This window comes from Streptomyces sp. T39, from assembly GCF_008042045.1.
Classification (GTDB): Bacteria; Actinomycetota; Actinomycetes; order Streptomycetales; family Streptomycetaceae; genus Streptomyces.
In genome coordinates this window covers 574262-595179 of the sequence record NZ_RDBP01000012.1, presented here as the reverse complement: position 1 = coordinate 595179, position 20918 = coordinate 574262, and the positions used below count along the sequence as shown (strand labels likewise).

Annotated in this window: 24 protein-coding genes, 1 tRNA gene, 1 pseudogene and 1 riboswitch; of the genes and pseudogenes, 17 read left to right on the top strand and 9 right to left on the bottom strand. The window is 70.7% G+C overall.

The features are described from left to right. Positions 1-74 precede the first annotated feature (74 nt). Positions 75-1403, bottom strand: coding sequence for a nicotinate phosphoribosyltransferase (locus EAO77_RS03570; protein ID WP_187283101.1), 1329 nt, complete (start codon positions 1401-1403; stop codon positions 75-77). A gap of 174 nt (positions 1404-1577) precedes the next feature. On the opposite strand from EAO77_RS03570, the gene clpS reads away from it, so the two are divergent. From clpS to EAO77_RS03535, 7 genes are all read left to right on the top strand, one after another. Then, on the top strand, positions 1578-1892 hold the full coding sequence (gene clpS / locus EAO77_RS03565) for an ATP-dependent Clp protease adapter ClpS (protein ID WP_147986666.1): 315 nt from the start codon (positions 1578-1580) through the stop codon (positions 1890-1892). After that, positions 1889-2485 carry a DUF2017 domain-containing protein gene (locus EAO77_RS03560; RefSeq protein WP_147986665.1) on the top strand — a complete coding sequence of 199 codons (597 nt, stop codon included), beginning with the start codon at positions 1889-1891 and terminating at the stop codon, positions 2483-2485. The genes clpS and EAO77_RS03560 overlap by 4 nt, the downstream gene beginning before the upstream one ends. A 348-nt stretch (positions 2486-2833) precedes the next feature. Next, positions 2834-4195, top strand: coding sequence for an amino acid permease (locus EAO77_RS03555; protein ID WP_261993785.1), 1362 nt, complete (start codon positions 2834-2836; stop codon positions 4193-4195). Then, positions 4189-4614, top strand: coding sequence for a Mov34/MPN/PAD-1 family protein (locus EAO77_RS03550; protein WP_147986664.1), 426 nt, complete (start codon positions 4189-4191; stop codon positions 4612-4614). The genes EAO77_RS03555 and EAO77_RS03550 overlap by 7 nt, the downstream gene beginning before the upstream one ends. Before the next feature lie 146 nt (positions 4615-4760). Next, positions 4761-4895 carry a putative leader peptide gene (locus EAO77_RS03545; RefSeq protein WP_315986075.1) on the top strand — a complete coding sequence of 45 codons (135 nt, stop codon included), beginning with the start codon at positions 4761-4763 and terminating at the stop codon, positions 4893-4895. A 91-nt stretch (positions 4896-4986) separates the two neighbouring features. Further along, entirely contained in the window at positions 4987-5265 is a 279-nt protein-coding gene (locus tag EAO77_RS03540; protein ID WP_147986662.1) for a MoaD/ThiS family protein, read from the top strand. Then, positions 5265-6215, top strand: coding sequence for a PLP-dependent cysteine synthase family protein (locus EAO77_RS03535; RefSeq protein ID WP_147986661.1), 951 nt, complete (start codon positions 5265-5267; stop codon positions 6213-6215). Before EAO77_RS03540 ends, EAO77_RS03535 begins: the two co-directional genes overlap by 1 nt. 81 nt (positions 6216-6296) lie before the next feature. On the opposite strand, the gene EAO77_RS03530 is transcribed toward EAO77_RS03535, so the two are convergent. Next, positions 6297-6770: a type II toxin-antitoxin system PemK/MazF family toxin gene (locus EAO77_RS03530; protein WP_147986660.1), complete on the bottom strand. Its 474-nt coding sequence runs from the start codon at positions 6768-6770 to the stop codon at positions 6297-6299. 165 nt (positions 6771-6935) lie between these two features. Here EAO77_RS03530 and EAO77_RS03525 point away from each other — a divergent pair, with 165 nt between their 5' ends. From EAO77_RS03525 to EAO77_RS03515, 3 genes are all read left to right on the top strand, one after another. Further along, positions 6936-7688, top strand: coding sequence for an MBL fold metallo-hydrolase (locus tag EAO77_RS03525; protein WP_147986659.1), 753 nt, complete (start codon positions 6936-6938; stop codon positions 7686-7688). A gap of 120 nt (positions 7689-7808) precedes the next feature. Continuing rightward, entirely contained in the window at positions 7809-9368 is a 1560-nt protein-coding gene (locus EAO77_RS03520) for an APC family permease (protein ID WP_147986658.1), read from the top strand. Between the two features lies 1 nt (position 9369). After that, positions 9370-9792, top strand: a complete 423-nt coding sequence (locus EAO77_RS03515) for a universal stress protein (RefSeq protein WP_147986657.1) — start codon at positions 9370-9372, stop codon at positions 9790-9792. A 133-nt stretch (positions 9793-9925) separates the two neighbouring features. Here EAO77_RS03515 and EAO77_RS03510 read toward each other — a convergent pair whose 3' ends face one another. Further along, entirely contained in the window at positions 9926-11194 is a 1269-nt protein-coding gene (locus tag EAO77_RS03510) for a PTS transporter subunit EIIC (RefSeq protein WP_147986656.1), read from the bottom strand. A 261-nt stretch (positions 11195-11455) separates the two neighbouring features. Then, complete coding sequence (locus EAO77_RS03505) at positions 11456-12715, bottom strand: PTS transporter subunit EIIC (RefSeq protein ID WP_147986655.1); 1260 nt, start codon at positions 12713-12715, stop codon at positions 11456-11458. Positions 12716-12953: 238 nt separating this feature from the next. Between EAO77_RS03505 and EAO77_RS03500 the strand changes: the two genes are divergently transcribed. The 4 genes from EAO77_RS03500 (at position 12954) to rdgB (ending at position 15089) form a co-directional block, all read left to right on the top strand. Continuing rightward, a complete protein-coding gene (locus EAO77_RS03500; RefSeq protein WP_147986654.1) occupies positions 12954-13187 on the top strand; it encodes a glucose PTS transporter subunit EIIB in 234 nt (77 codons plus the stop codon). An 88-nt stretch (positions 13188-13275) separates the two neighbouring features. Further along, on the top strand, positions 13276-13998 hold the full coding sequence (gene rph, locus EAO77_RS03495) for a ribonuclease PH (protein ID WP_147986653.1): 723 nt from the start codon (positions 13276-13278) through the stop codon (positions 13996-13998). 94 nt (positions 13999-14092) lie between these two features. Further along, complete coding sequence (locus tag EAO77_RS03490) at positions 14093-14479, top strand: hypothetical protein (protein WP_147986652.1); 387 nt, start codon at positions 14093-14095, stop codon at positions 14477-14479. 7 nt (positions 14480-14486) lie between these two features. Continuing rightward, the gene (gene rdgB, locus EAO77_RS03485; RefSeq protein ID WP_147986651.1) at positions 14487-15089 is read left to right on the top strand and encodes an RdgB/HAM1 family non-canonical purine NTP pyrophosphatase; all 603 of its coding nucleotides are present in this window, start codon (positions 14487-14489) and stop codon (positions 15087-15089) included. A gap of 54 nt (positions 15090-15143) precedes the next feature. On the opposite strand, the gene EAO77_RS03480 is transcribed toward rdgB, so the two are convergent. The 4 genes and pseudogenes from EAO77_RS03480 to bcp all read right to left on the bottom strand — a co-directional run bounded on the left by EAO77_RS03480 (position 15144) and on the right by bcp (position 18594). Further along, positions 15144-15216 (bottom strand) — tRNA-Leu (locus tag EAO77_RS03480). A gap of 527 nt (positions 15217-15743) precedes the next feature. Next, a pseudogene (locus tag EAO77_RS39735) lies at positions 15744-16373 on the bottom strand (HNH endonuclease); the annotation flags it as partial. A 140-nt stretch (positions 16374-16513) separates the two neighbouring features. Further along, positions 16514-18010, bottom strand: a complete 1497-nt coding sequence (gene proP / locus EAO77_RS03470) for a glycine betaine/L-proline transporter ProP (RefSeq protein ID WP_147986649.1) — start codon at positions 18008-18010, stop codon at positions 16514-16516. A 116-nt stretch (positions 18011-18126) separates the two neighbouring features. Next, positions 18127-18594: a thioredoxin-dependent thiol peroxidase gene (gene bcp / locus EAO77_RS03465; RefSeq protein ID WP_147986648.1), complete on the bottom strand. Its 468-nt coding sequence runs from the start codon at positions 18592-18594 to the stop codon at positions 18127-18129. A 192-nt stretch (positions 18595-18786) separates the two neighbouring features. On the opposite strand from bcp, the gene EAO77_RS03460 reads away from it, so the two are divergent. From EAO77_RS03460 to EAO77_RS03450, 3 genes are all read left to right on the top strand, one after another. Then, positions 18787-19107 carry a DUF3618 domain-containing protein gene (locus EAO77_RS03460; protein WP_147986647.1) on the top strand — a complete coding sequence of 107 codons (321 nt, stop codon included), beginning with the start codon at positions 18787-18789 and terminating at the stop codon, positions 19105-19107. 97 nt (positions 19108-19204) lie between these two features. Next, positions 19205-19507 (top strand): GroES family chaperonin, encoded by a 303-nt coding sequence (locus EAO77_RS03455; protein ID WP_410088512.1) that lies wholly within the window; start codon positions 19205-19207, stop codon positions 19505-19507. A gap of 68 nt (positions 19508-19575) precedes the next feature. Beyond that, positions 19576-19638: riboswitch (guanidine-III (ykkC-III) riboswitch) on the top strand. A gap of 32 nt (positions 19639-19670) precedes the next feature. Beyond that, complete coding sequence (locus EAO77_RS03450; RefSeq protein WP_147986645.1) at positions 19671-19991, top strand: DMT family transporter; 321 nt, start codon at positions 19671-19673, stop codon at positions 19989-19991. A gap of 13 nt (positions 19992-20004) precedes the next feature. Here EAO77_RS03450 and EAO77_RS39730 read toward each other — a convergent pair. Continuing rightward, the coding region (locus EAO77_RS39730; RefSeq protein ID WP_261993784.1) for a penicillin-binding transpeptidase domain-containing protein at positions 20005-20918 on the bottom strand (914 nt) is incomplete at its 5' end.

Genomic DNA, 20918 nt, shown 5'->3' with positions numbered 1-20918 from the left:
CTACCGAGCGTAGCCACTGCGGCCGCCCCACGGGAGGGGTCGGGCCGCCGTGGGGCCTCACGGCCGTCGGCCCGTCAGACGTACTCGGTGGGGATGACCGGTTCGCCGCGGGAGAGCTGGATCGCCGACATCGGGAGCGCGGAGCGCGCCGCGATGTGGCGGTCGCGGGCCGCGTCCAGCGGCTCGCGGCCGACGACCTCGCCGGAGGCGACCAGCCGGACCAGCAGCTGCCGGTCCACCAGGTCCGCCGGCACGTCCCCGAGACCGACGACCTCCGCCTCGGCGACGCCGTGCTCGTCGGGCCGGCGCGCCGCCCACTTGCGGCCGCCGATCGACATCTTGGCGCCCAGCGACTTCTTGGCGACCGGCTCCAGGGGTGCCCCCGGGTCGGCCGAGCGGGCCCGGGCGACCAGCTTGTAGACCATGGAACAGGTCGGGTGCCCGCTGCCGGTCACCAGCTGGGTGCCCACGCCGTACGCGTCGACGGGAGCCGCCGCGAGCGAGGCGATGGCGTACTCGTCGAGGTCGGAGGTGACCACGATGCGGGTGTTCACGGCCCCCAGATCGTCCAGCTGCCTGCGGACCCGGTGGGCCACCAGCAGCAGGTCGCCCGAGTCGATGCGGACGGCTCCGAGGTCGGGGCCCGCGATGTCCACGGCGGTGCGCACCGCCTCGGCCACGTCGTAGGTGTCGACCAGCAGCGTCGTGCCGCGGCCGAGCGAGTCGACCTGCGCCTGGAAGGCGCCGCGCTCGCTGTCGTGCAGCAGGGTGAACGCGTGCGCGCTGGTGCCCACGGTGGGGATGGCGTAGCGGAAGCCGGCCGCCAGGTCGGACGTCGAGTCGAAGCCGCCGACGTACGCGGCCCGGGCCGCGGCGACCGCGGAGAGCTCGTGGGTGCGGCGGGCGCCCATCTCGATGAGCCGGCGCCCGGCGGCGGCGGCCGACATCCGGGAGGCCGCCGCGGCGATCGCCGAGTCGTGGTTGAGGACGGAGAGGATCACGGTCTCCAGCAGCACGCACTCGGCGAAGGAGCCCTCGACCCGCAGGATCGGCGAGCCGGGGAAGTACACCTCGCCCTCCGGGTAGCCCCAGATGTCGCCGCGGAAGCGGTAGCCGGCGAGCCACTCCAGGGTCGGCTCGTCGACGATGCGCGCCTCGCGCAGGAAGCCGAGGACGCCGGCGTCGAAGCGGAAGTTCTCCACCGCGTCCAGGACCCGGCCGGTGCCCGCGACCACGCCGTACCGGCGGCCCTCGGGCAGGCGGCGGGTGAAGACCTCGAAGACGGAGCGGCGCTCGGCGGTGCCGGACTGCAGCGCCGCCTGGAGCATCGTGAACTCGTACTGGTCGGTGAAGAGCGCGGTCGACGGGACGTCCACCGGCAGTCCAAGGTCCGCAACATCCACGACGATCAACCTCGCGCCTTCGTCTCGTGCCGGCCGGCGGCCGGGCGGTGCTCCGGGGACACGGCCCCGTTCGGTGCAGCCATGACGGTCAGCGTACACCCCATTTCGTCACTCTGACGAGATCTCTCCCGGGGCGGAGGGCCGTTTGTGCGACCGGGGGTGTCAGGTGGCAGCATGGGTGGAGTGACTGTGCCACTGGAGATCGAGCGGACCGAGTCGGCCGAGGAGATCGCTGCCGTCCCCGAGCCGGACGTGCCCTGGGTGACCATCGTGCACAACGACCCCGTCAATCTGATGAGCTATGTCACCTACGTCTTCCAGGCGTACTTCGGCTATCCCAAGGACAAGGCGCACAAGCTGATGCTCGACGTCCACCGCAAGGGGCGAGCGATCGTCTCCAGTGGCACCCGCGAGGAGATGGAACGCGACGTGCAGGCGATGCACGGCTACGGACTGTGGGCGACCCTCTCCCAGGACCGCAACGCATGAGCTCCCACTTCGAGCCGCTCGCGGGCGGCGGGGCCGCTGTCGCGCTGGACGAGGTCGAGATCTCCATCCTGCGCTCCCTCGCCGTCCAGTTGCTGGAGCTCATCGGGCCCGGCGACGAACCGGCCCAGGGCGAGGACCCGCTCGCCGCCCTCTTCGCCGTGGGCCCCAGCGAGCCGCCCTCCGACCCGGCGCTCGCGCGCCTGTTCCCCGAGGCGTACGGCGGCCCCCGCGACGACCCGGAGGACGAGGAACTGCGCGCGGCCTCCGCCGAGTTCCGCCGCTTCACCGAGAACGACCTGCGTTCCCGCAAGCGCGACGACGCGCTCGCCATGGTCCGCACGCTGGACGGGCTCACCCCCGCCGGCGGCGACGGCGGCGCCGTGCTGGAACTGGACGCCGAGGACTGCCTGCACTGGCTCGGGTCGCTCAACGATCTCCGCCTGACCATCGGCACCCGCCTCGACGTCGGCGACGAGGACGAGAACAGCCGCCTCTACCGGCTCCCCGACTCCGACCCGCGCAAACCGATGGTCATGGCCTACCTGTGGCTGGGCGCCCTCCAGGAGACCCTCGTGGAGACCCTGATGCCGTGACCCGGGCGGCGGCGCCCGCCGCCACCCGGGCGACGGGCCCGCCTCACCCCCGGTTCGCTCAACGAACACTCAAATCCGGATAACGATCACGTCACCCGCGCGGCGCGTTTTGCCGACGCGGGTTTCTTATGTCCGCTTCTTCCTGTGGTGTGCGCCACACTCCGCCCGGTGGATCACTGTTGCGGCCGTGATAAATCTTCACGACCGCTCGGGAACGCCACCCCTGTTCCCGAGGGCGCTGGGGCCGGCAGACCGCCGGTGGCACTCCATCCATATCCGGGGGGATCAGGACCTGATCCGCGACCGTCGTCCGGCGGAGCGGATCGGCATGGAGAAAGGCGCATCACCATGACCTCGGTGCAGGTCGACAAGAACACCGGCGACGAGGCCGGGGGCAACACCTCGCAGGAGGGCTACGAGCGCGGACTCGGCAGCCGTCAGGTCCAGATGATCGCCATCGGCGGCGCCATCGGCGTCGGCCTGTTCATGGGCGCCGGGGCGAACATCGCCAAGGCCGGTCCGAGCATCATCCTCATGTACGCCCTCGCGGGCGTCGTCATCTTCTTCATCATGCGAGCACTCGGTGAGCTGCTCCTCTACCGGCCGGTCTCGGGTTCGTTCGCCGAATACGCACGCGAGTTCCTCGGCCCGTTCTTCGGATTCGTCACCGGCTGGACGTACTGGCTGATGTGGGTGGTGACCGGCATGGCCGAGCTCACCGCCGCGGCCATCTACATCCACTTCTGGTTCCCCGCCATCCCGCAATGGGTCAGCGCCCTGGTCTTCCTGGTGGTGCTCTTCGGCGTGAACCTGATCTCGGTGAAGATCTTCGGCGAGGTCGAGTTCTGGTTCTCGATGATCAAGGTCACCGCGATCATCGGCATGATCGTGATCGGCCTGGGTGTCCTCACCCTCGGCTTCTCCGACGCCGGTGACACCGCCACGGTGTCCAACCTCTGGTCCCACGACGGCTTCTTCCCCAACGGCATCGGCTCCAGCCTGATGACCCTCCAGGGCGTCATGTTCGCCTACCTCGCCGTCGAGCTCGTCGGTGTCACGGCCGGCGAGTCCGAGAACCCCGAGAAGACGCTGCCCAAGGCCATCAACACGCTGCCCTGGCGCATCATCGTCTTCTACGTCGGCGCCCTGCTGGTCATCCTGTCCGTGGTGAAGTGGACCGAGTTCTCCGCGGGCGAGAGCCCGTTCGTCCACGCCTTCGGCAAGATCGGCATCCCGCTCGCGGCCGGCATCGTCAACTTCGTGGTCCTCACCGCGGCCCTGTCGTCCTGCAACTCCGGCATGTACTCCACCGGCCGGATGCTCCGCGACCTCGCCGCCAACAACGAGGCCCCGCAGGCCTTCGGCAAGCTGAACGCCCGCCGCACCCCCGCCGTCGGCATCGCGGTCTCCGTGGCCCTGATGGGCATCGGCGTCGTCCTCAACTACGTCGTCCCGGAGAAGGCGTTCCTCTACGTCACCTCCGTCGCCACCGCGGCCGGCATCTGGACGTGGATGATGATCCTCGTCAGCCACATCCGCTACCGCGCGGCGGTCGACGCCGGGCGCCTGCGCGCCTCGTCCTTCCCCGCCCCCGGCGGCGCCCTGTTCAGCTGGGTCGCGCTCCTCTTCCTCATCGGCGTGACCTGCATGATCGCGTACGACAAGGACGCGCGCGTCTGCCTCGTCTGCCTATTCTGTCGCCCATGCTGACCATCACCCGCGCCCTGTTCGACCAGATCGTCGCCCATGCCCGTGCGGACCACCCCGACGAGGCGTGCGGCGTCGTCGCGGGACCGGAGGGTTCCGGCCGCCCCGAGCGGTTCATCCCCATGCTCAACGCCGCCCGCTCGCCCACGTTCTACGAGTTCGACTCCGCGGATCTGCTGAAGCTCTACCGCGAACTCGACGACAACGACGAGGAGCCGGTGATCATCTACCACTCCCACACCGCGACCGAGGCCTACCCCTCCCGCACCGACGTCACCTACGCCAACGAGCCCGGCGCCCACTACGTCCTCGTCTCCACGGCGGACCACGACGAGGCGGGCCCCTTCCAGTTCCGCTCGTTCCGCATCGTGGACGGAGTGATCACGGAGGAAGACGTGAAGGTCGTCGAGGCGTACCGGTAGACACCGCGCCCCACCCGGGCCGGGCCCGCCGACGGCCCGGCCGGGCACGGCTCGCGCGCCGGTGCGGGACCGAATGCTGAGCCGGACCTTTCCATGATGTGAGATCACACTCCGGATCCCGGACCGGGAATCGATACGATGACCGCATGGTTGTCCATGACGTGAGCGACAAGACGCCGAGCACCCTGCTGCTCGTTGCGCGGCTGCACGTCGACCTGTGCCGCCTCGCCAGCGCGATGTGTACGGCGCGCGCCCCGTTCGTACGCGCCAGCGCCACCTGACGTACGAGCGCACCGAGCCCAGCAGCACCCCCTCGCGCGGGGGGCCCGAGCCGCGCGCCCCTACGCCACCCTTCCGACAGGAGCCCACACCATGGCCATCGAGGTCCGCATCCCGACCATCCTCCGCAGCTACACCGACGGAGCCAAGGCCGTCGAAGGCAACGGGAAGACCCTCGCCGACCTGTTCGCCGACCTCGAGTCCCGCCACACCGGCATCCAGGCACGCATCGTCGACGGCGACCAGCTGCGCCGCTTCGTCAACGTCTACCTGAACGACGAGGACGTCCGCTTCCTCGACGGCATCTCCACCGAACTGTCCGACGGCGACAACGTGACGATCCTGCCGGCCGTCGCCGGTGGCATGCGCTGATGCGGTACGACTCCCCCCTCGCGGCCGTCGGCAACACGCCCCTGGTCCGGCTGCCCCGTCTGTCGCCCTCCGACGACGTCCGCATCTGGGCCAAGCTGGAGGACCGCAACCCGACCGGCTCGATCAAGGACCGCCCCGCGCTCCACATGGTCGAGCAGGCCGAGAAGGACGGCCGGCTCACCCCCGGCTGCACCATCCTCGAACCGACCAGCGGCAACACCGGCATCTCGCTGGCGATGGCGGCCAGGCTCAAGGGCTACCGCATCGTCTGCGTCATGCCGGAGAACACCTCGCAGGAACGCCGCGACCTGCTCACCATGTGGGGGGCCGAGATCATCTCGTCCCCCGCGGCCGGCGGCTCCAACACCGCCGTCCGCGTGGCCAAGGAACTCGCGGAGCAGAACCCCACCTGGGTGATGCTCTACCAGTACGGCAACCCGGGGAACGCCGGCGCCCACTACGCGACCACCGGCCCCGAGATCCTCGCCGACCTGCCGTCCATCACCCACTTCGTGGCCGGCCTCGGCACCACCGGCACCCTCATGGGAGTCGGCCGCTACCTGCGCGAGCACAAGCCCGACGTGAAGATCGTCGCCGCCGAACCGCGCTACGACGACCTGGTCTACGGGCTGCGCAACCTCGACGAGGGCTTCGTCCCCGAGCTGTACGACGCCTCCGTGCTGACCACCCGCTTCTCGGTCGGCTCGGCGGACGCCGTCACCCGCACCCGCGAACTGCTCCGGCAGGAAGGCATCTTCGCGGGCATCTCCACGGGAGCCGCGCTGCACGCCGCGATCGGCGTGGGCAACAAGGCCCTCAAGGCGGGACAGAGCGCCGACATCGCCTTCGTCGTCGCCGACGGAGGCTGGAAGTACCTGTCGACCGGCGTCTACACCGCGAAGACGACCGAAGAGGCGATCGAGACCGTGCAGGGCCAGCTCTGGGCCTGACGCCGGACACGCCAACGGGCCGGGCGGTCCGTACCCCCACGGGTACGGACCGCCCGGCCCGTTCGTCCGCACGCCCCCGGCTCACGCCGCCAGGTGCCTGACCTTCCTCCACACCGCCGGATCGACCGCGCCCACCCGGCGCCGGAAGCCCGCCGGCCGCACCGTGCGCAGCTCGTCCGTCTCCAGGAAGCTCCGCCGCCCCTGTGCGTCGCCCACCGCACCCGGCGGCAGCGCGATGACCCCCGGCCGCTCCTCGTGGTGCTTGCTGGTGATCTTCGCGACCAGCACCGCGTCACCCCGGACCGACAGCACCAGACACGGCCGGTCCTTCGATCCCGGCCCGTCCTCGTAGGGCACCTCGGCCCACCAGATCTCGCCCGGCGACGGAAGCCGCCCCCGCCCGCGAGGGCGCTCACCCGGGCGCGCCGGCGGACGCCCCCGGCCCGCGGGGCGCCGGCCGGCCCCCCGCCCACGACGCCCGATCCCGTCCGAGAGCGCGGCGACGAGCGCCAGCACCACGACGGCGACCACGGCGAGCCACCACGACGTCTCCATGGGAAGACGGTACCGTCGCCTGCCCGGTGCGTCCCGGCGCGGTCACGGGGTGAGTTCGCCCACAACAGAGCGTCGCTGAGGAGCGACCAGGGCTTTTGCGCCTTACGCTCGACGCACCGCACGACCTTCCCCCAGCCCTCCTTCGTCAACGGAGGTTCAAGCTCCATGAAGCTCACCGTCGTCGGTTGCTCGGGGTCGTTCCCTTCCGCGGAATCGGCCTGCTCGAGCTACCTCGTAGAGGCCGACGGCTTCCGGCTGCTCCTCGACATGGGCAACGGCGCCCTCGGCGAACTGCAGCGCCACTGCGGTCTCTACGACCTCGACGCCATCTTCCTCAGCCATCTCCACGCGGACCACTGCATCGACATGTGCGGCTACTTCGTGGCCCGCTACTACCGCCACGACGGCGGCCGCTGCCCCGCCATCCCGGTCCACGGACCCGAGGGCACCGAACAGCGGCTGGTGACGGCCTACGCCGACACGCCCACGTCGTCCGCGATGAGCGAGGTCTTCGACTTCCACACCCTCAAGCCGGGCAGCTTCGAGATCGGCCCGTTCTCGGTGCGCACCGAACGCATGGCCCACCCCGTCGAGACGTACGCGATCCGGGTCGAGCACGGCGGCAGATCGCTGACGTACTCCGGGGACACCGGTGTCAGCGAGACGCTCGACGAACTGGCGGCCGGCACCGACCTGTACCTGTGCGAGGCGTCCTTCGTGCACGGCAAGGAGGACATCCCCGACCTCCACCTCAACGGCCGCGAGGCCGGCGCGTCCGCCCGGAAGGCGGACGTCGGCCGCCTGGTGCTGACCCACATCCCGCCCTGGACGGACGGCGCCCGCAACCTCGCCGACGCCCGCGAGGTCTTCACCGGACCCGCCGAGATCGCCCGGCCCGGCGCGGTCTACGAGATCTGACGCCGCACCCCGGCCCCGGCCGCCGCCGGGGCCACGGTCCGTCACCGGGCCGAGGCCGCCGCCCGGTGGCAGAATTGTCCGGGTACGCTCCGCTCCAACGCCTCGCGCAGCGGGGGCACCATGGCAGAAGACCTCGCGGGAACCGGCCCCTCCCAGGGCTCCGGCGCCCGTCCACCGGAACTGAAGCACAACGCGATCGGCTTCTTCGACGCCCTCGTCATCGGCGTCAACTCGACGTCACCGGCCTACTCCCTGGCCGCCGTCATCGGCCCCATCGTGGCCCTCGTCGGGATCTACGCCCCCGGTGTGGTGCTGGCGTCCTTCGTCCCGATGCTGCTGATCGCCTCGGCGTTCTTCTACCTCAACCGCGTCGACCAGGACTGCGGCACCACCTTCTCCTGGGTGACCCGGGCCATGGGCCCGTGGACCGGCTGGCTCGGCGGCTGGGCGGTCATGATGACCGGCGTCCTGGTCGTCGGCTCGCTCGCCGACGTCGCCGTCGGCTTCGGACTCCTCACCGTCGGACTCGACAGCTGGGCCGACAACGCCTTCGTCCGCCAGCTCCTCACCGTGCTGCTCATCCTCGGCATGACGGCGATCTGCGTCATCGGCACCGAGGCGTCGGCCCGCATCCAGAACGCGCTGATCGTCGCCCAGATCGTGTGCCTGCTGATCTTCGCCGCCGTCGCGCTCTACCGCGTCTACGCCGGCACCGGCTCGCTCGACGCCGTCGAACCACGCTTCGCCTGGCTCGATCCCTTCGGCGCGGGCGGCGCGGCCCTCACCGGCGGACTGCTCCTCGGCGTCTTCATGTACTGGGGCTGGGAGTCCGCGGTCAACCTCACCGAAGAGGTCAAGGACTCCGCCAGCGCACCCGGCCGGGCCGGGATCTGGTCCACGATCGTCCTGGTGGTCACCTACCTGTCCGTCGGCATCGCCGTGGTCGCCTACGCGGGCCCCGTCTTCCTCGCGGAGAACGCCGCCGAGGAGGAGTTCATCTTCGCCGTCCTCGCGAACGAGGCCATGGGCGGCTGGGACTGGGTCGTGCTGCTCGCGGTCTCCACCTCCGCGCTCGCCTCCACCCAGACCACGATCATCCCGGCGTCCCGCACCGCCCTGTCGATGGCCCGCCGCGGAGCGCTGCCGAACCCGCTGGCCCGCATCCACCCCCGCTTCCGCACCCCCGACGTCAGCACCTGGGGCGTCGCCGTCGTGGCGATCGTCTGGTACCTCGTCGTCAACCAGATCAGCGAGAACGCCCTCTTCGACTCGCTCACCGCGCTCTCGCTGCTCATCGCCTTCTACTACGCCCTCACCGGGGTGGCGTGCGCCGTCTACTACCGCCGCAGGCTGACCGAGAGCGTCCGCAACTTCCTGCTCATCGGCGTCGGACCGCTCGTCGGGGCCGGGCTGCTCGCCTGGCTGCTCGTGGAGTCGGTCGGCGACATGGCCGACCCGGAGAACTCCTACAGCGGGGTGTCCTGGTTCGGCCTCGGCCCGCCGCTGGTCATCGGCATCGTCATCGTGGCGGTCGGCGTGGCCGTGATGATCGCCCAGCGGATCGCGGGCGGCCCGTTCTGGCGCGAGCGTCCCTCGGTGGCCGGCCCGGACGCCGTGCCGCACGGCGGGCACGACGGCGACGGCACGAACCCGCCGTCCGCCTCCGGGAAGGGGCCCTGACATGCCGGTCGTCCTCGGTTACGACGAATCCCCCGGTGCCGTGCGGGCACTGCGGGTGGCCGTCGAGGTGGCCGCCGCCTTCGGCGAACCGCTCGTGCTCGTCTACGGCGCGGCCGCCCCCGGATCGATGGGGGAGGAGTACGGCGCCCACGCCGAGGCCCTGCGCAAGGCGGGCCGCACGGCACTGGGGCACGCGGTCGCGGTGGCGGACGAGGCCGGGGTGCCGACCACCGTCGAGATCCTCGACGAACGTCCGGCGGCCGCGCTGCTGGACTCCGCGGCCCGGCACGGCGCCCGGGTGATCGTCGTCGGCACCTACGGCGAGAGCCCGATGCGCGGCGCGCTGCTCGGGTCCACCCCGCACAAGCTGCTCCACCTGTCCTCGGTCCCGGTCCTCTGCGTCCCGGGCGACGGGCCCGCCTGACGCGGGGCCCGCGTGCCCGCGGACACGGCCGGAGCCCCGGCCCGTGAAGACGGGCCGGGGCTCCGGTGCGCTGGGCCGGGCCGCGGAGACGGACCGGGCCGGTGCGAGGGGCCGCCGCCGGGGCGGCCCGGGCCTACTTGGCCTCGGCCTTCCGGAGCTCGGCGAGCTCCTCGTCGGACTCGCGGCCCGGCGTCGGCAGGTTGAACTTGGTGATCGCGAAGCGGAAGACCACGTAGTAGACCGCCGCGAAGCACAGGCCGACCAGGGCCAGGCCCCACGGGTTGGTCGCGATGCCCAGGTTGAGGAAGAAGTCGACCGCGCCGGCGGAGAAGCCGAAGCCGTCCTTCATGCCGAGCGCCCAGGTCAGCGCCATCGAGACACCGGTGAGCACCGCGTGGATCGCGTACAGCACCGGCGCGATGAACATGAACGTGAACTCGATCGGCTCGGTCACACCGGTGACGAAGGAGGTCAGCGCGAGGGAGAACATCATGCCGCCGACGACCTTGCGGCGCTCGGGGCGGGCGCAGTGCACGATCGCCAGGCAGGCGGCGGGCAGCGCGAACATCATGATCGGGAAGAAGCCGGTCATGAACTGGCCGGCGGTCGGGTCGCCCTCCAGGAAGCGGGCGATGTCGCCGCTCTTGCCGTTGTACTCGCCCGCCTGGAACCACGGGAAGGAGTTCAGCAGGTGGTGCATGCCGACCGGGATGAGACCGCGGTTGGCGACACCGAAGATGCCGGCGCCGACCGCGCCCGAACCGACCAGCCACTCACCGAAGTTGTGCAGACCCGCGCCGAGGACCGGCCAGATGTAGCCGAAGGCGATGCCGATGATCAGACCGGCGAAGGCGGAGAGGATCGGGACCAGGCGGCGGCCGCCGAAGAAGCCCGCCCAGTCGGGGAGCTTGGTGCGGTAGAAGCGCTGGTAGAGCAGCGCGACGACGATGCCCATCACGACACCGCCGAGCACCTTGGCGTCGACCGCCTGCTCGACCATCACTATCTTGCCGTCGACGATGGCCTCCTTCTCGGGGAGGCTGCCGTCGGTGAAGGTGCCGAGCACGTTCTTGAAGACGAGGTATCCGGTCACGGCCGCGAGCGCGGTCGAGCCGTCCGCCTTCTTCGCGAATCCGATCGCGATGCCCACCGCGAACAGCAGGGCCATGTTGTCGAGGATGGCGTTGCCACCCGCGGACATGAAGCCGGCGATCTTGGTGACGAACTCCGGGAACGACTCCCTGCCGAGCATGTCGTTGTTCCCGAGCCGGACCAGCAGGGCGGCAGCGGGCAGCACGGCGACCGGCAGCATGAGGCTGCGGCCGATGCGCTGCAGCACAGCCATGGCGCCGGCGCCCGTCTTCTTCTTGTCCGCCGCGGGGGCGGCGCTGGCCGTGGACATCAACTTCCTCCAGGGAGCAAGGCGCCGCCGAAGGATGCACAACGGGGGAGGCGGCGGCGACTCGAAACGGGGAACGCGGCAGTGGTCTGGACCGCGTGGTCTACACCACTGAGTGGTGTAGACCTGTTGTAGCACGGTGAGGGTTAGATAAGGAACCTTCGCATTTCCCCGCCGGGGTAACGATCCGGTCAACCACGCGAAGACCCCCCGACCCGATCGGGTCGAGGGGCCTCCTGGCCTGCGCTTTCGTCGCCCGCGCGACTACTTCGTCTGCTCCCGCTCCATCTCCTCCTGGACCTCGTCCGGCTCCCGCCCCGGGGTCGGAATATTGAAAGCGGTGATCAAAACCCGGAACAGCACGTAGTAGACGACCGCGAAGCACGCGCCGATCGGCAGGATCAGCCATGGCTTCGTATCGAGATGCCAGTTCACGACGTAGTCGATCAGCCCCGCCGAGAAGCTGAAGCCCGCGTGCACCCCCAGGGCCCAGGTGATCGCCATCGAGGCACCCGTCAGCAGCGCGTGCAGCCCGTACAGCAGCGGCGCGGCGAACATGAACGAGAACTCCAGCGGCTCCGTCACACCCGTCACGAACGACGTCAGCGCGACCGAGAACATCAGCCCCGCCACCCGCTTGCGGTGCTCCGGCCGGGCGCAGTGGGTGATCGCCAGAGCCGCCGCCGGCAGACCGAACATCATGATCGGGAAGAACCCGGACATGAACTGGCCCGCGTCCGGGTCACCCGCGAAGAAGCGCGTCAGGTCGCCCTGGACCCCGGTGCCGTCCTCGTCCGTGTACTCGCCCGCCTGGAACCAGAAGAACGTGTTCAGGAACTGGTGCATGCCGATCGGGATCAGCAGGCGGTTCGCCACACCGAAGATGCCCGCACCCCACGAGCCCATGTCGATCAACTGCTTGGAGAACCAGGTCAGCGCATCGCCCACCGGCTCCCACAGCAGCCCGAACACCACACCCAGACCGCAGCAGACGAACGCCATGATGATCGGGACGAGCCGGCGGCCGTTGAAGAAACCCAGCCAGTCCACCAGCCGGGTCCGGTGGTACCGCTGCCAGATCACCGCGGTCAGCAGCCCGATCAGGATGCCGCCCAGCACACCCGGATTCTGCGGGGTCCCGTCCGGCGTCAGCTCCGTCACCGTCCCGTCCACCGGGAACGCCTTCAGCACGTTGAAGTAGACGAGGAAGCCCGCCACCGCGGCGAGCGCCGTCGACCCGTCGGCCTTCTTCGCGAAACCGATCGCCACACCGATGCAGAACAGCAGCGGCAGCCCCAGCGCACCGTCCAGGATCCCGGTGCCGCCGTTGATCAGGACCTTCGACGTCTTGTCCCAGAACGGTCCGTCCAGATAGGCCGCGAAGAGATTGCCGAGGCTGACGAGCAGACCGGCCGCCGGCAGCACGGCGACCGGCAGCTGAAGGCTCCGTCCCACTTTCTGGAGCCCCTGGAAGAGCCCGTTCCACCACTTGCGCTGCGGCGCGGCCGCACTCTCGGTGCTCATCGGCGTCCTCCCGGAACAGGCTCTGTTTGGCAGGCGTTTGCAGACTGGTGTAGACCAGTCGATGGCGATCGGGCGCCCCACGCCGCACCGCTGGTACGGCAGGGGGCCGGTGATCGTCATCATTCGGTACGAGACGGCTGCCCGCCCGTGAACGTGGGCCAACCGTGCGTTACCGTGACAAACCGGACCAACGGTGGGCCGAGGCAGCGCTCAGCGCACTTGAACGCAGGGAGACAACATGGCCAGCAAGGCAGAGAAGATCGTCGCCGGGCTCGGCGGAATCGAGAACATCGAGGAGATCGAAGGCTGCATCACGCGCCTGCGCACCGAAGTCGTCGACCCCGCCAAGGTCGACGAAGCAGCCCTCAAGGCCGCCGGCGCCCACGGCGTCGTCAAGATGGGCACCGCGATCCAGGTCGTCATCGGCACCGACGCCGACCCCATCGCCGCCGACATCGAAGACATGATGTGAGCTGACCCCACCACACGGCACACCCGAGGGGCCTGAATCCGATCAACCGGAACAGGCCCCTCACCCATCTGCCGCTAGGCTCGCCCCCATGTCACGCATCGACGGCCGCACCCCCGAACAGCTCCGACCCGTCACCATCGAACGCGGATGGAGCAAGCACGCAGAGGGCTCCGTCCTCATCTCCTTCGGCGACACCAAGGTCTTCTGCACCGCCTCCTTCACCGAAGGCGTGCCCCGCTGGCGCAAGGGCACCGGCGAAGGCTGGGTCACCAGCGAATACTCGATGCTCCCCCGCTCCACCAACACCCGCGGCGACCGCGAATCCGTCCGCGGCAAGATCGGCGGACGCACCCACGAGATCAGCCGCCTCATCGGCCGGTCCCTGCGCGCCGTCATCGACTACAAAGCCCTCGGCGAGAACACCATCGTCCTCGACTGCGACGTCCTCCAGGCCGACGGCGGCACCCGCACCGCCGCCATCACCGGCGCCTACGTCGCCCTCGCCGACGCCGTCACCTGGGCCCAGGGCAGGAAACTGATCAAGGCCGGCCGCAAGCCCCTCACCGGCACCGTCGCCGCCGTCAGCGTCGGCATCGTCGACGGCACCCCCCTCCTCGACCTCTGCTACGAGGAAGACGTCCGCGCCGAAACCGACATGAACGTCGTCTGCACCGGCGACGGCCGCTTCGTCGAGGTCCAGGGCACCGCCGAAGCCGAACCCTTCGACCGCAAAGAACTCAACGCCCTCCTCGACCTCGCCACCGGAGGCTGCGCCGACCTCGCCGCCCTCCAGCGCGACGCCCTCGCCTGACCGGGCAACCGAACCACGCCCACCGGCGTCCCCACCGGTACGGGCGCACGGGCCGAACCGTGCGCCCGTCCACCACCCGGGAGGACCGTTCCACATGGCCGCGCGCCGACGTATCGCCCTCAGCATCGCCACCGCCGCCCTGCTCGTGCCCGCCACCGTCGGCTGCGCCGCACTCGACAAGGCCATCGAATGCGTCGAGACCGCGGACGCCATAGCCACCAGCGTCGGCAACCTCCAGGACGCCGTCGCCACCGGCACCAGCGACCTGAGCCAGGCCAGGGAATCACTCGACGCCATCGAGCGCGAACTCGGCAACCTCGGCGACAAGACCGACAACGCCGACCTCACCAAGGCCGTCGACGACCTCAGGACCGGCGTCACCAACGTCCGCACCGCCATCGAGAACGGCGACGCCACCCCCGACGTCTCACCCGTCACCGACGCCGCCACCGAGATCGGCAAGGTCTGCACCCCCGGATAATCGGGGCATGACCCGACTCATCCTCGCCACCCGCAACGCCGGGAAGATCACCGAACTGAAGGCCATCCTCGCCGACGCGGGCATCACCCACGAACTCGTCGGCGCGGAGGCCTTCCCCGACATCCCCGACGTCAAGGAAACCGGCGTCACCTTCGCCGAGAACGCCCTCCTCAAGGCCCACGCCCTCGCCCGCGCCACCGGCCTGCCCGCCGTCGCCGACGACTCCGGCCTCTGCGTCGACGTCCTCGGCGGCGCCCCCGGCATCTTCTCCGCCCGCTGGTCCGGCACCCACGGCGACGACCGGGCCAACCTCGACCTGCTGCTCGCCCAGCTCCTCGACATCGACACCCCCCACCGCGGCGCCCACTTCGCCTGCGCCGCCGCCCTCGCCCTCCCCGACGGCACCGAACGCGTCGTCGAAGGCCGCCTGAACGGCACCCTCCGCCGCTCCCCCCACGGCGCCAACGGCTTCGGCTACGACCCGATCCTCCAGCCCGAGGGCGACACCCGCACCTGCGCGGAACTCACCCCCGCCGAGAAGAACGCCATCAGCCACCGCGGCAAGGCCTTCCGGGCCCTGGTGCCGGTGGTGCGCGAACTGCTGGGCTGACGAAGGAACGTCACAGGCCCGCCCCGCTGATGCGGGGCGGGCCTGTGACCGCGGTACGCCCGGTCGGATTCGAACCGACAGACACGACCACCTAAAGGTCGCCGCTCAGCCGTTGGCGTACGGGCGCCGGTACCGCGTCCACTGTACTGACTGATGATCCCGCCGGTGGGCGAACCCCGCCTACGAGCCGATCCGCTGCCCACCCCTGCACCAGGTCCCGGTGACCGCGTGGCAGTTGGGGCAGAGCAGCCGGAGGTTCCGGCGGCGGTCGTCGTGCCGGTCGCCGTTGATGTGGTCGACCTCCAGGACCATCCTCCGCCCCAGCCACCGCGGCCCGGTCCCGCACCCGGCGCACAGCTCCGGGACCCCGGTCTCCGTCAGCGCGCGGCGCAGCACCACCGTCCTGGTCCGCCGGCCCCGGTCGTGGCGTACCAGGATCTCGTCCGCGCTCCGGGGCGGGGCGACAGGCTGTCTCCGCAGATGGACCTGCCGGTGGAAGTGCGACGTGTCGACGCCGTGCTCCGCCACGAGTTCACCGAAGAGCGCACGCTGCCGGGGGCTGACCGGGCGGCCCATCAGACGCAGCGCTCCGGCCACGGAGACCGAGCCTGCGACGGCGGACCTCAGCCGGTCCGCGGTGCCTGGCGTGGCCGGGCGCCTCTTTGCCCGCCCCCGGTAGGTGTCGGTGACCGCGTGGCAGTTGGGGCAGAGCAGCCGGAGGTTCTCCGGGCGGTTGTTCCGCCAGTCCCCGTCCCTGTGGTCGACCTCGAGGGGAAGGGGCCGCCCGCGCCAGGACGGCGTCGTGGCGCACAGGGCGCAACGGTCCGGGACACCTGACGCGGTCATCGCCCGGCGCAGGCGCTCGCCCGGGATGCGCCGCGATCGTTCCGGTGGCTGGACCACGAGGACCGCCCCCGGGTCGCGCCGCCTGGTCCCTCCCGCCCGGTCCGGCGGCCGGAAGTGGGAGGTGTCCAGTCCGAGCGCCGTGACCCGCCTGCTGATGTGGGTGTGGTACCCGCCCACGACATCGAGCCCGAGGCGTCTCAGCACCTCGCACATGCTGCTCGACGCGGCGACGACGGGGGAGAGGACCTCCCGCGTCCACCGCACCCCCTCCCGTTCGAAGTGCGAGGTGTCGACCCCGAGGCGGATCATCCGCGCGCGGAGGTACCGGCGGGTGGCTCCGCGCGGGTCGAGGCCGAGCCCCGTCATCATCTCGCTCATGGACCGTGCGTCCCGAGCGGCCGCTTCCAGGCATTCCTTGGTGAACCGGCTCGTCGCCATCCCGCCCTCCCCGTCCGGCTGTGCGTTCGTCGCCCGTACGGAGCAACGAACCGGTGGCCGGACGGTCACGCACGGAAAACGGAGCGCCCCGCCCCGTGCCAGGGGCGGGGCGGGGCGCTCCGGAGGGGGCGCGATGTGGGTCAGAACTTCGGGTCGGGGGCCGTGGCGAGGACCATGTCGGCGGCCTCCTCCTTGGTGCTGACGGACGGGGGCGAGCCCTGGAGGGGCTGCTGGGCCGTCTCCTTCATGCAGGCGACGGCGATCACGCCGACCAGGGCGGCGGCCATGGAGTAGTAGGCCGGCATCAGGTTGCTGCCGGTCCAGCTGATGAGGGCGGTGATCACCAGGGGGGTGGTGCCGCCGAAGAGGGACGCCGAGAGGTTGTAGCCGACCGAGAGCGAGCCGTAGCGCACCTGGGTGGGGAAGAGCGCCGGGAGCGCGGCGGACATCGTGCCGAGCAGGCACACCAGGGAGAGGCCGAGCATCAGCATGCCCGCGGTGATGGCCAGGATGCTGCCCTGTCCGATGAGGAGGAAGGCGGGGGCCGACAGGACGAGGAAGCCGAGCATGCCGGTCATCAGGAGCGGCTTGCGGCCGAAGCGGTCGCTGAGGCGGCCGACCTGGTTGATGACGGCCATGAGGGCGGCCATCACGCCGAGCAGGATCAGCAGGCCGTGGGTCTCGCTGTAGCCGAGCTCGTCGGAGAGGTAGGTCGGCATGTAGGAGAGCAGCATGTAGTCGGTGATGTTGTAGGCGCCGACAAGGGCGATGCACAGGATCAGGGTGGGCCAGTACTGGCGGAAGATCTTGGCGAGGTCGCCCTTGGTGGAGGTCTCGACGGTGTCCGCGGCCTCGGAGGCGTGGGCGGATTCGTCCTCCAGCTTCTGGAAGGCGGGGGTCTCGTCGAGGCGCAGTCGCAGGTAGAGGCCGACGAGGCCGAGGGGTCCGGCGACGAGGAAGGGGACGCGCCAGCCCCAGTCCTCCATGGCGGCGTCGCCGAGGAGTGCGGTGAGGGCGGTGACGAGGCCGGCGGCGCCGATGTAGCCGGCGAGGGTGCCGAATTCGAGGAAGCTGCCGAAGAAGCCGCGCCGCTTGTCGGGGGCGTACTCGGCGATGAAGGTGGAGGCGCCGCCGTATTCGCCGCCGGTGGAGAAGCCCTGGACGAGGCGGAAGAGGATCAGCAGGACGGGTGCCCAGAAGCCGATGGCGGAGTAGGACGGGATCAGGCCGATGGCGAAGGTGCCGACGGCCATGAGGATCATGGTCAGGGCGAGGACCTTCTTGCGGCCGATGCGGTCGCCCATGGGCCCGAAGAACATGCCGCCGAGGGGCCGTACCAGGAAGGCGACGGCGAAGGTGGCGAAGGACGACAGCAGCTGGGCGGTCTCGTTGCCGGACGGGAAGAAGACGTGACCGATGGTGACGGCCAGGTAGCTGTAGATCCCGAAGTCGAACCACTCCATGGCGTTGCCGAGCGAGGCGGCCTTGACGGCGCGCTTGACGGCGGCCTCGTCGGTGACGGTGATGTCCGTCCGCCTGAGCCTGGGGTTCCTCCGCTGCTTGATGGTGCGGAAGAGGATGGGGTGGCGCTTGACCGCTGCGGGATCCGGAGTGTCCCGCTGTTCCGAATCCGCCATGTGCGCGTCCTTTCCTGGAAGGTGTTGCCAGGGGATACGTCTGACCGATCGTGGCGAAAGCAAACCGCGGTCCCGGGAGTGGGACCGCGGTCACAGGGGGCGGGGCCGGGGAGGGGTCAGATCCCCAGGTCCTTGATGATCTTGGCGACGTGGCCGGTGGCCTTGACGTTGTACAGGGCGCGCTCGACCTTGCCGTCCTCGTCGACGACGACGGTGGAGCGGATGACGCCGGTCACCGTCTTGCCGTAGAGCTTCTTCTCGCCGAAGGCCCCGTAGGCGGTGAGGACCTCCTTGGAGGGGTCTCCGACGAGGGTGACCTTGAGGTTCTCGGTGTCGCGGAACTTCGCGAGCTTCTCGGGCTTGTCGGGGGAGACGCCGATGACGTCGTAGCCGGCCTCCGCGAGCAGGTCGAGGTTGTCGGTGAAGTCGCAGGCCTGCTTGGTGCAGCCTGGCGTGAGCGCGGCGGGGTAGAAGTAGACGATGACCTTGCGGCCCTTGTGGTCGGCGAGCGAGATGTCGTTGCCGTCGGCGTCGGGAAGGGTGAAGGCGGGGGCGGTGTCGCCGGGTGCCAGGCGCTCGCTCATGGTTCTCCTCGGGGTCCGTGAGGGTGTACGCCGTCGAGCGTAATGGGGGTGCCGTGGGGTGCGGGGACGCGGCAGCTGACAGACTGTCGATGCAGGACCACGGAACGGCGGGCACGGACCCGCGGGGCCGCGGGCCTGCGGGACAAGGACTGCACGACCACAGGACGACGACACGACCAGGGAGGCGGCGCGGTGTCGGATACCAGGACCCCTGCGCAGATCGAGGCGGACATCGTCCGCCGGCGCGAGCAGCTGGCCGAGATGCTCGACGAGATCGGTGTGCGTGTGCATCCCCGGACGGTGATCGGTGACGCGAAGGCGAGGGTGGCGTCCACGGTGGACGCGACGGCCGGCCGGGCGTTCGTCGCCGTGAATCGCACGGTGTCGGACGTGAAGGCGAGGTTCGTGTCCGAGGAGGGCGCGCCGCGGCTGGAGCGGGTGGTGCCGGTGGCTCTGGTGGCCGTCGGTCTGGTGGGTCTGCTGGCGATGTCGGCGCGCCGGCGCAGGGTGTGACCCTGTGGGGCGCCGGGGCTGCCGGGGCGGGTAGGTTCGTGGCGTGAGCGCCAGCAGAGATGAGCACAGGACCCAGCACGACAAGCTTCCGATCCGGATGCTGCACGACCGTGTGCTGGTGCGGACGGACATCCCGGAGGGTGAGCGGCGCTCCAGCGGGGGCATCGTGATCCCGGCGACGGCGGCGGTCGGCCGGCGTCTGGCGTGGGCCGAGGTGATCGCCGTCGGGCAGAACGTGCGCACGGTGGAGATCGGTGACCGGGTGCTGTACGACCCGGAGGACCGGGCGGAGGTCGAGGTGCGGGGTGTGGCGTACGTGCTGATGCGCGAGCGTGATCTGCATGCGGTGGCGGCCGACCGTTTCCAGGGGTCGGAGGATTCGACGGGGCTGTACCTGTAGCCGTGTCGAGGGTGTGAGCGGGGCCGGTGGCGGAGGTCACCGGCCCTTGGCATGGGGTCGCTGCCTGTGGTTGCTACGGTGGAGGGACCCGACGAGACGCGCCGTACCGGGCTTCGCAAAGACGACGCACCCTGTGGTGTTCCCGTGTCTCGGAGGTGCCGTCATGGCCTGGGTCCTGCTTGTCGTCGCCGGTCTGCTCGAAGTGGGCTGGTCGATCGGGATGAAGTTCACCGAGGGGTTCACCCGGCTGTGGCCGAGCGTGTTCACCGGTCTCGGGATCGTGGCCAGCATGGTGCTGCTCGCGCAGGCGGCGAAGTCGCTGCCGATCGGCACCGCGTACGGCGTGTGGGTGGGTATCGGGGCCGCTGGTGCGGCGGTGGTGGGCATGCTGGTGCTGGACGAGCCGGTCACGGCGGCCCGGATCTTCTTCGTGTGTCTGCTGCTGGTGGCCGTGGTGGGTCTGAAGGCGACCTCGGGTCACTGAGCGGCGGTCGCGGTCAGCGGGTCGTGGTGCCGGTGTCCGGTGCCCGGTCCGGCGACGTGTCGTGTGCGGGGCCGGCCGCCGGCTCGGGGGCGGGCGGTGCGGCCGCGGGGGCCGTGACGGGCGGTGCGGTGGCGGCATGGCCGCCGGGGCCGGTGCTCTGTCCGGGGGTGTGCGTGCCGTCGGCGGGTGCCGGGCGGGTCGTGCGGCCGGGGCCGGTCGGTGCGCCGGGGCCGCCCGCGCCCTCCTCCCAGCCGCCGTCACCGCCGTCCCCCTCGCCTTCGGCGTCGTAGGGCGGTGTGGATTCGCCGGCCTCCGCGGATTCCTCGGCCTCGTCGGGTTCCTTGATGGGCTCGGTCACCTGCAGGTCGAAGCCGCGCACCTCGCTGCCTTCCAGGGCGGCGGAGGTGTAGCGGGCCCAGATCTCGGCGGGGATGCCGCCGCCGTTGACGCGGGGTGCGCCGAGGGCGCCGTAGAGGGGGGTCTGGGCGCCGGTCTTGGGGTCCTGGCCCATGACGGCGACGACGGTGACCAGGTCGGGGGTGTATCCGGCGAACCAGGCGGCGCGGTCCTCCTCGGCGGTGCCCGTCTTGCCGGCCGCGGGCCGGCCCACGGCGCCGGCGGCGGCGCCGGTGCCCCCGTCGACGACGCTCTGCAGCACGGCGGTGGTGGTGTCGGCGGCCTCGCGGGAGACGGCGCGTCGGGCCGGGCGTTCGGGGAGGGCGATCTCGGAGCCGTTGCGGGTGATCTTCTCGACGAGGGTGTGGTCGGTGTGGGCGCCGTGGTTGGCGAGGGTGGAGTAGGCCTCGGCCATGTCGAGGACGCTGGCGGTGGCGGRGCCCACACCGACCACACCCTCGTCGAGAAGATCACCCGCAACGGCTCCGAGATCGCCCTCCCCGAACGCCCGGCCCGACGCGCCGTCTCCCG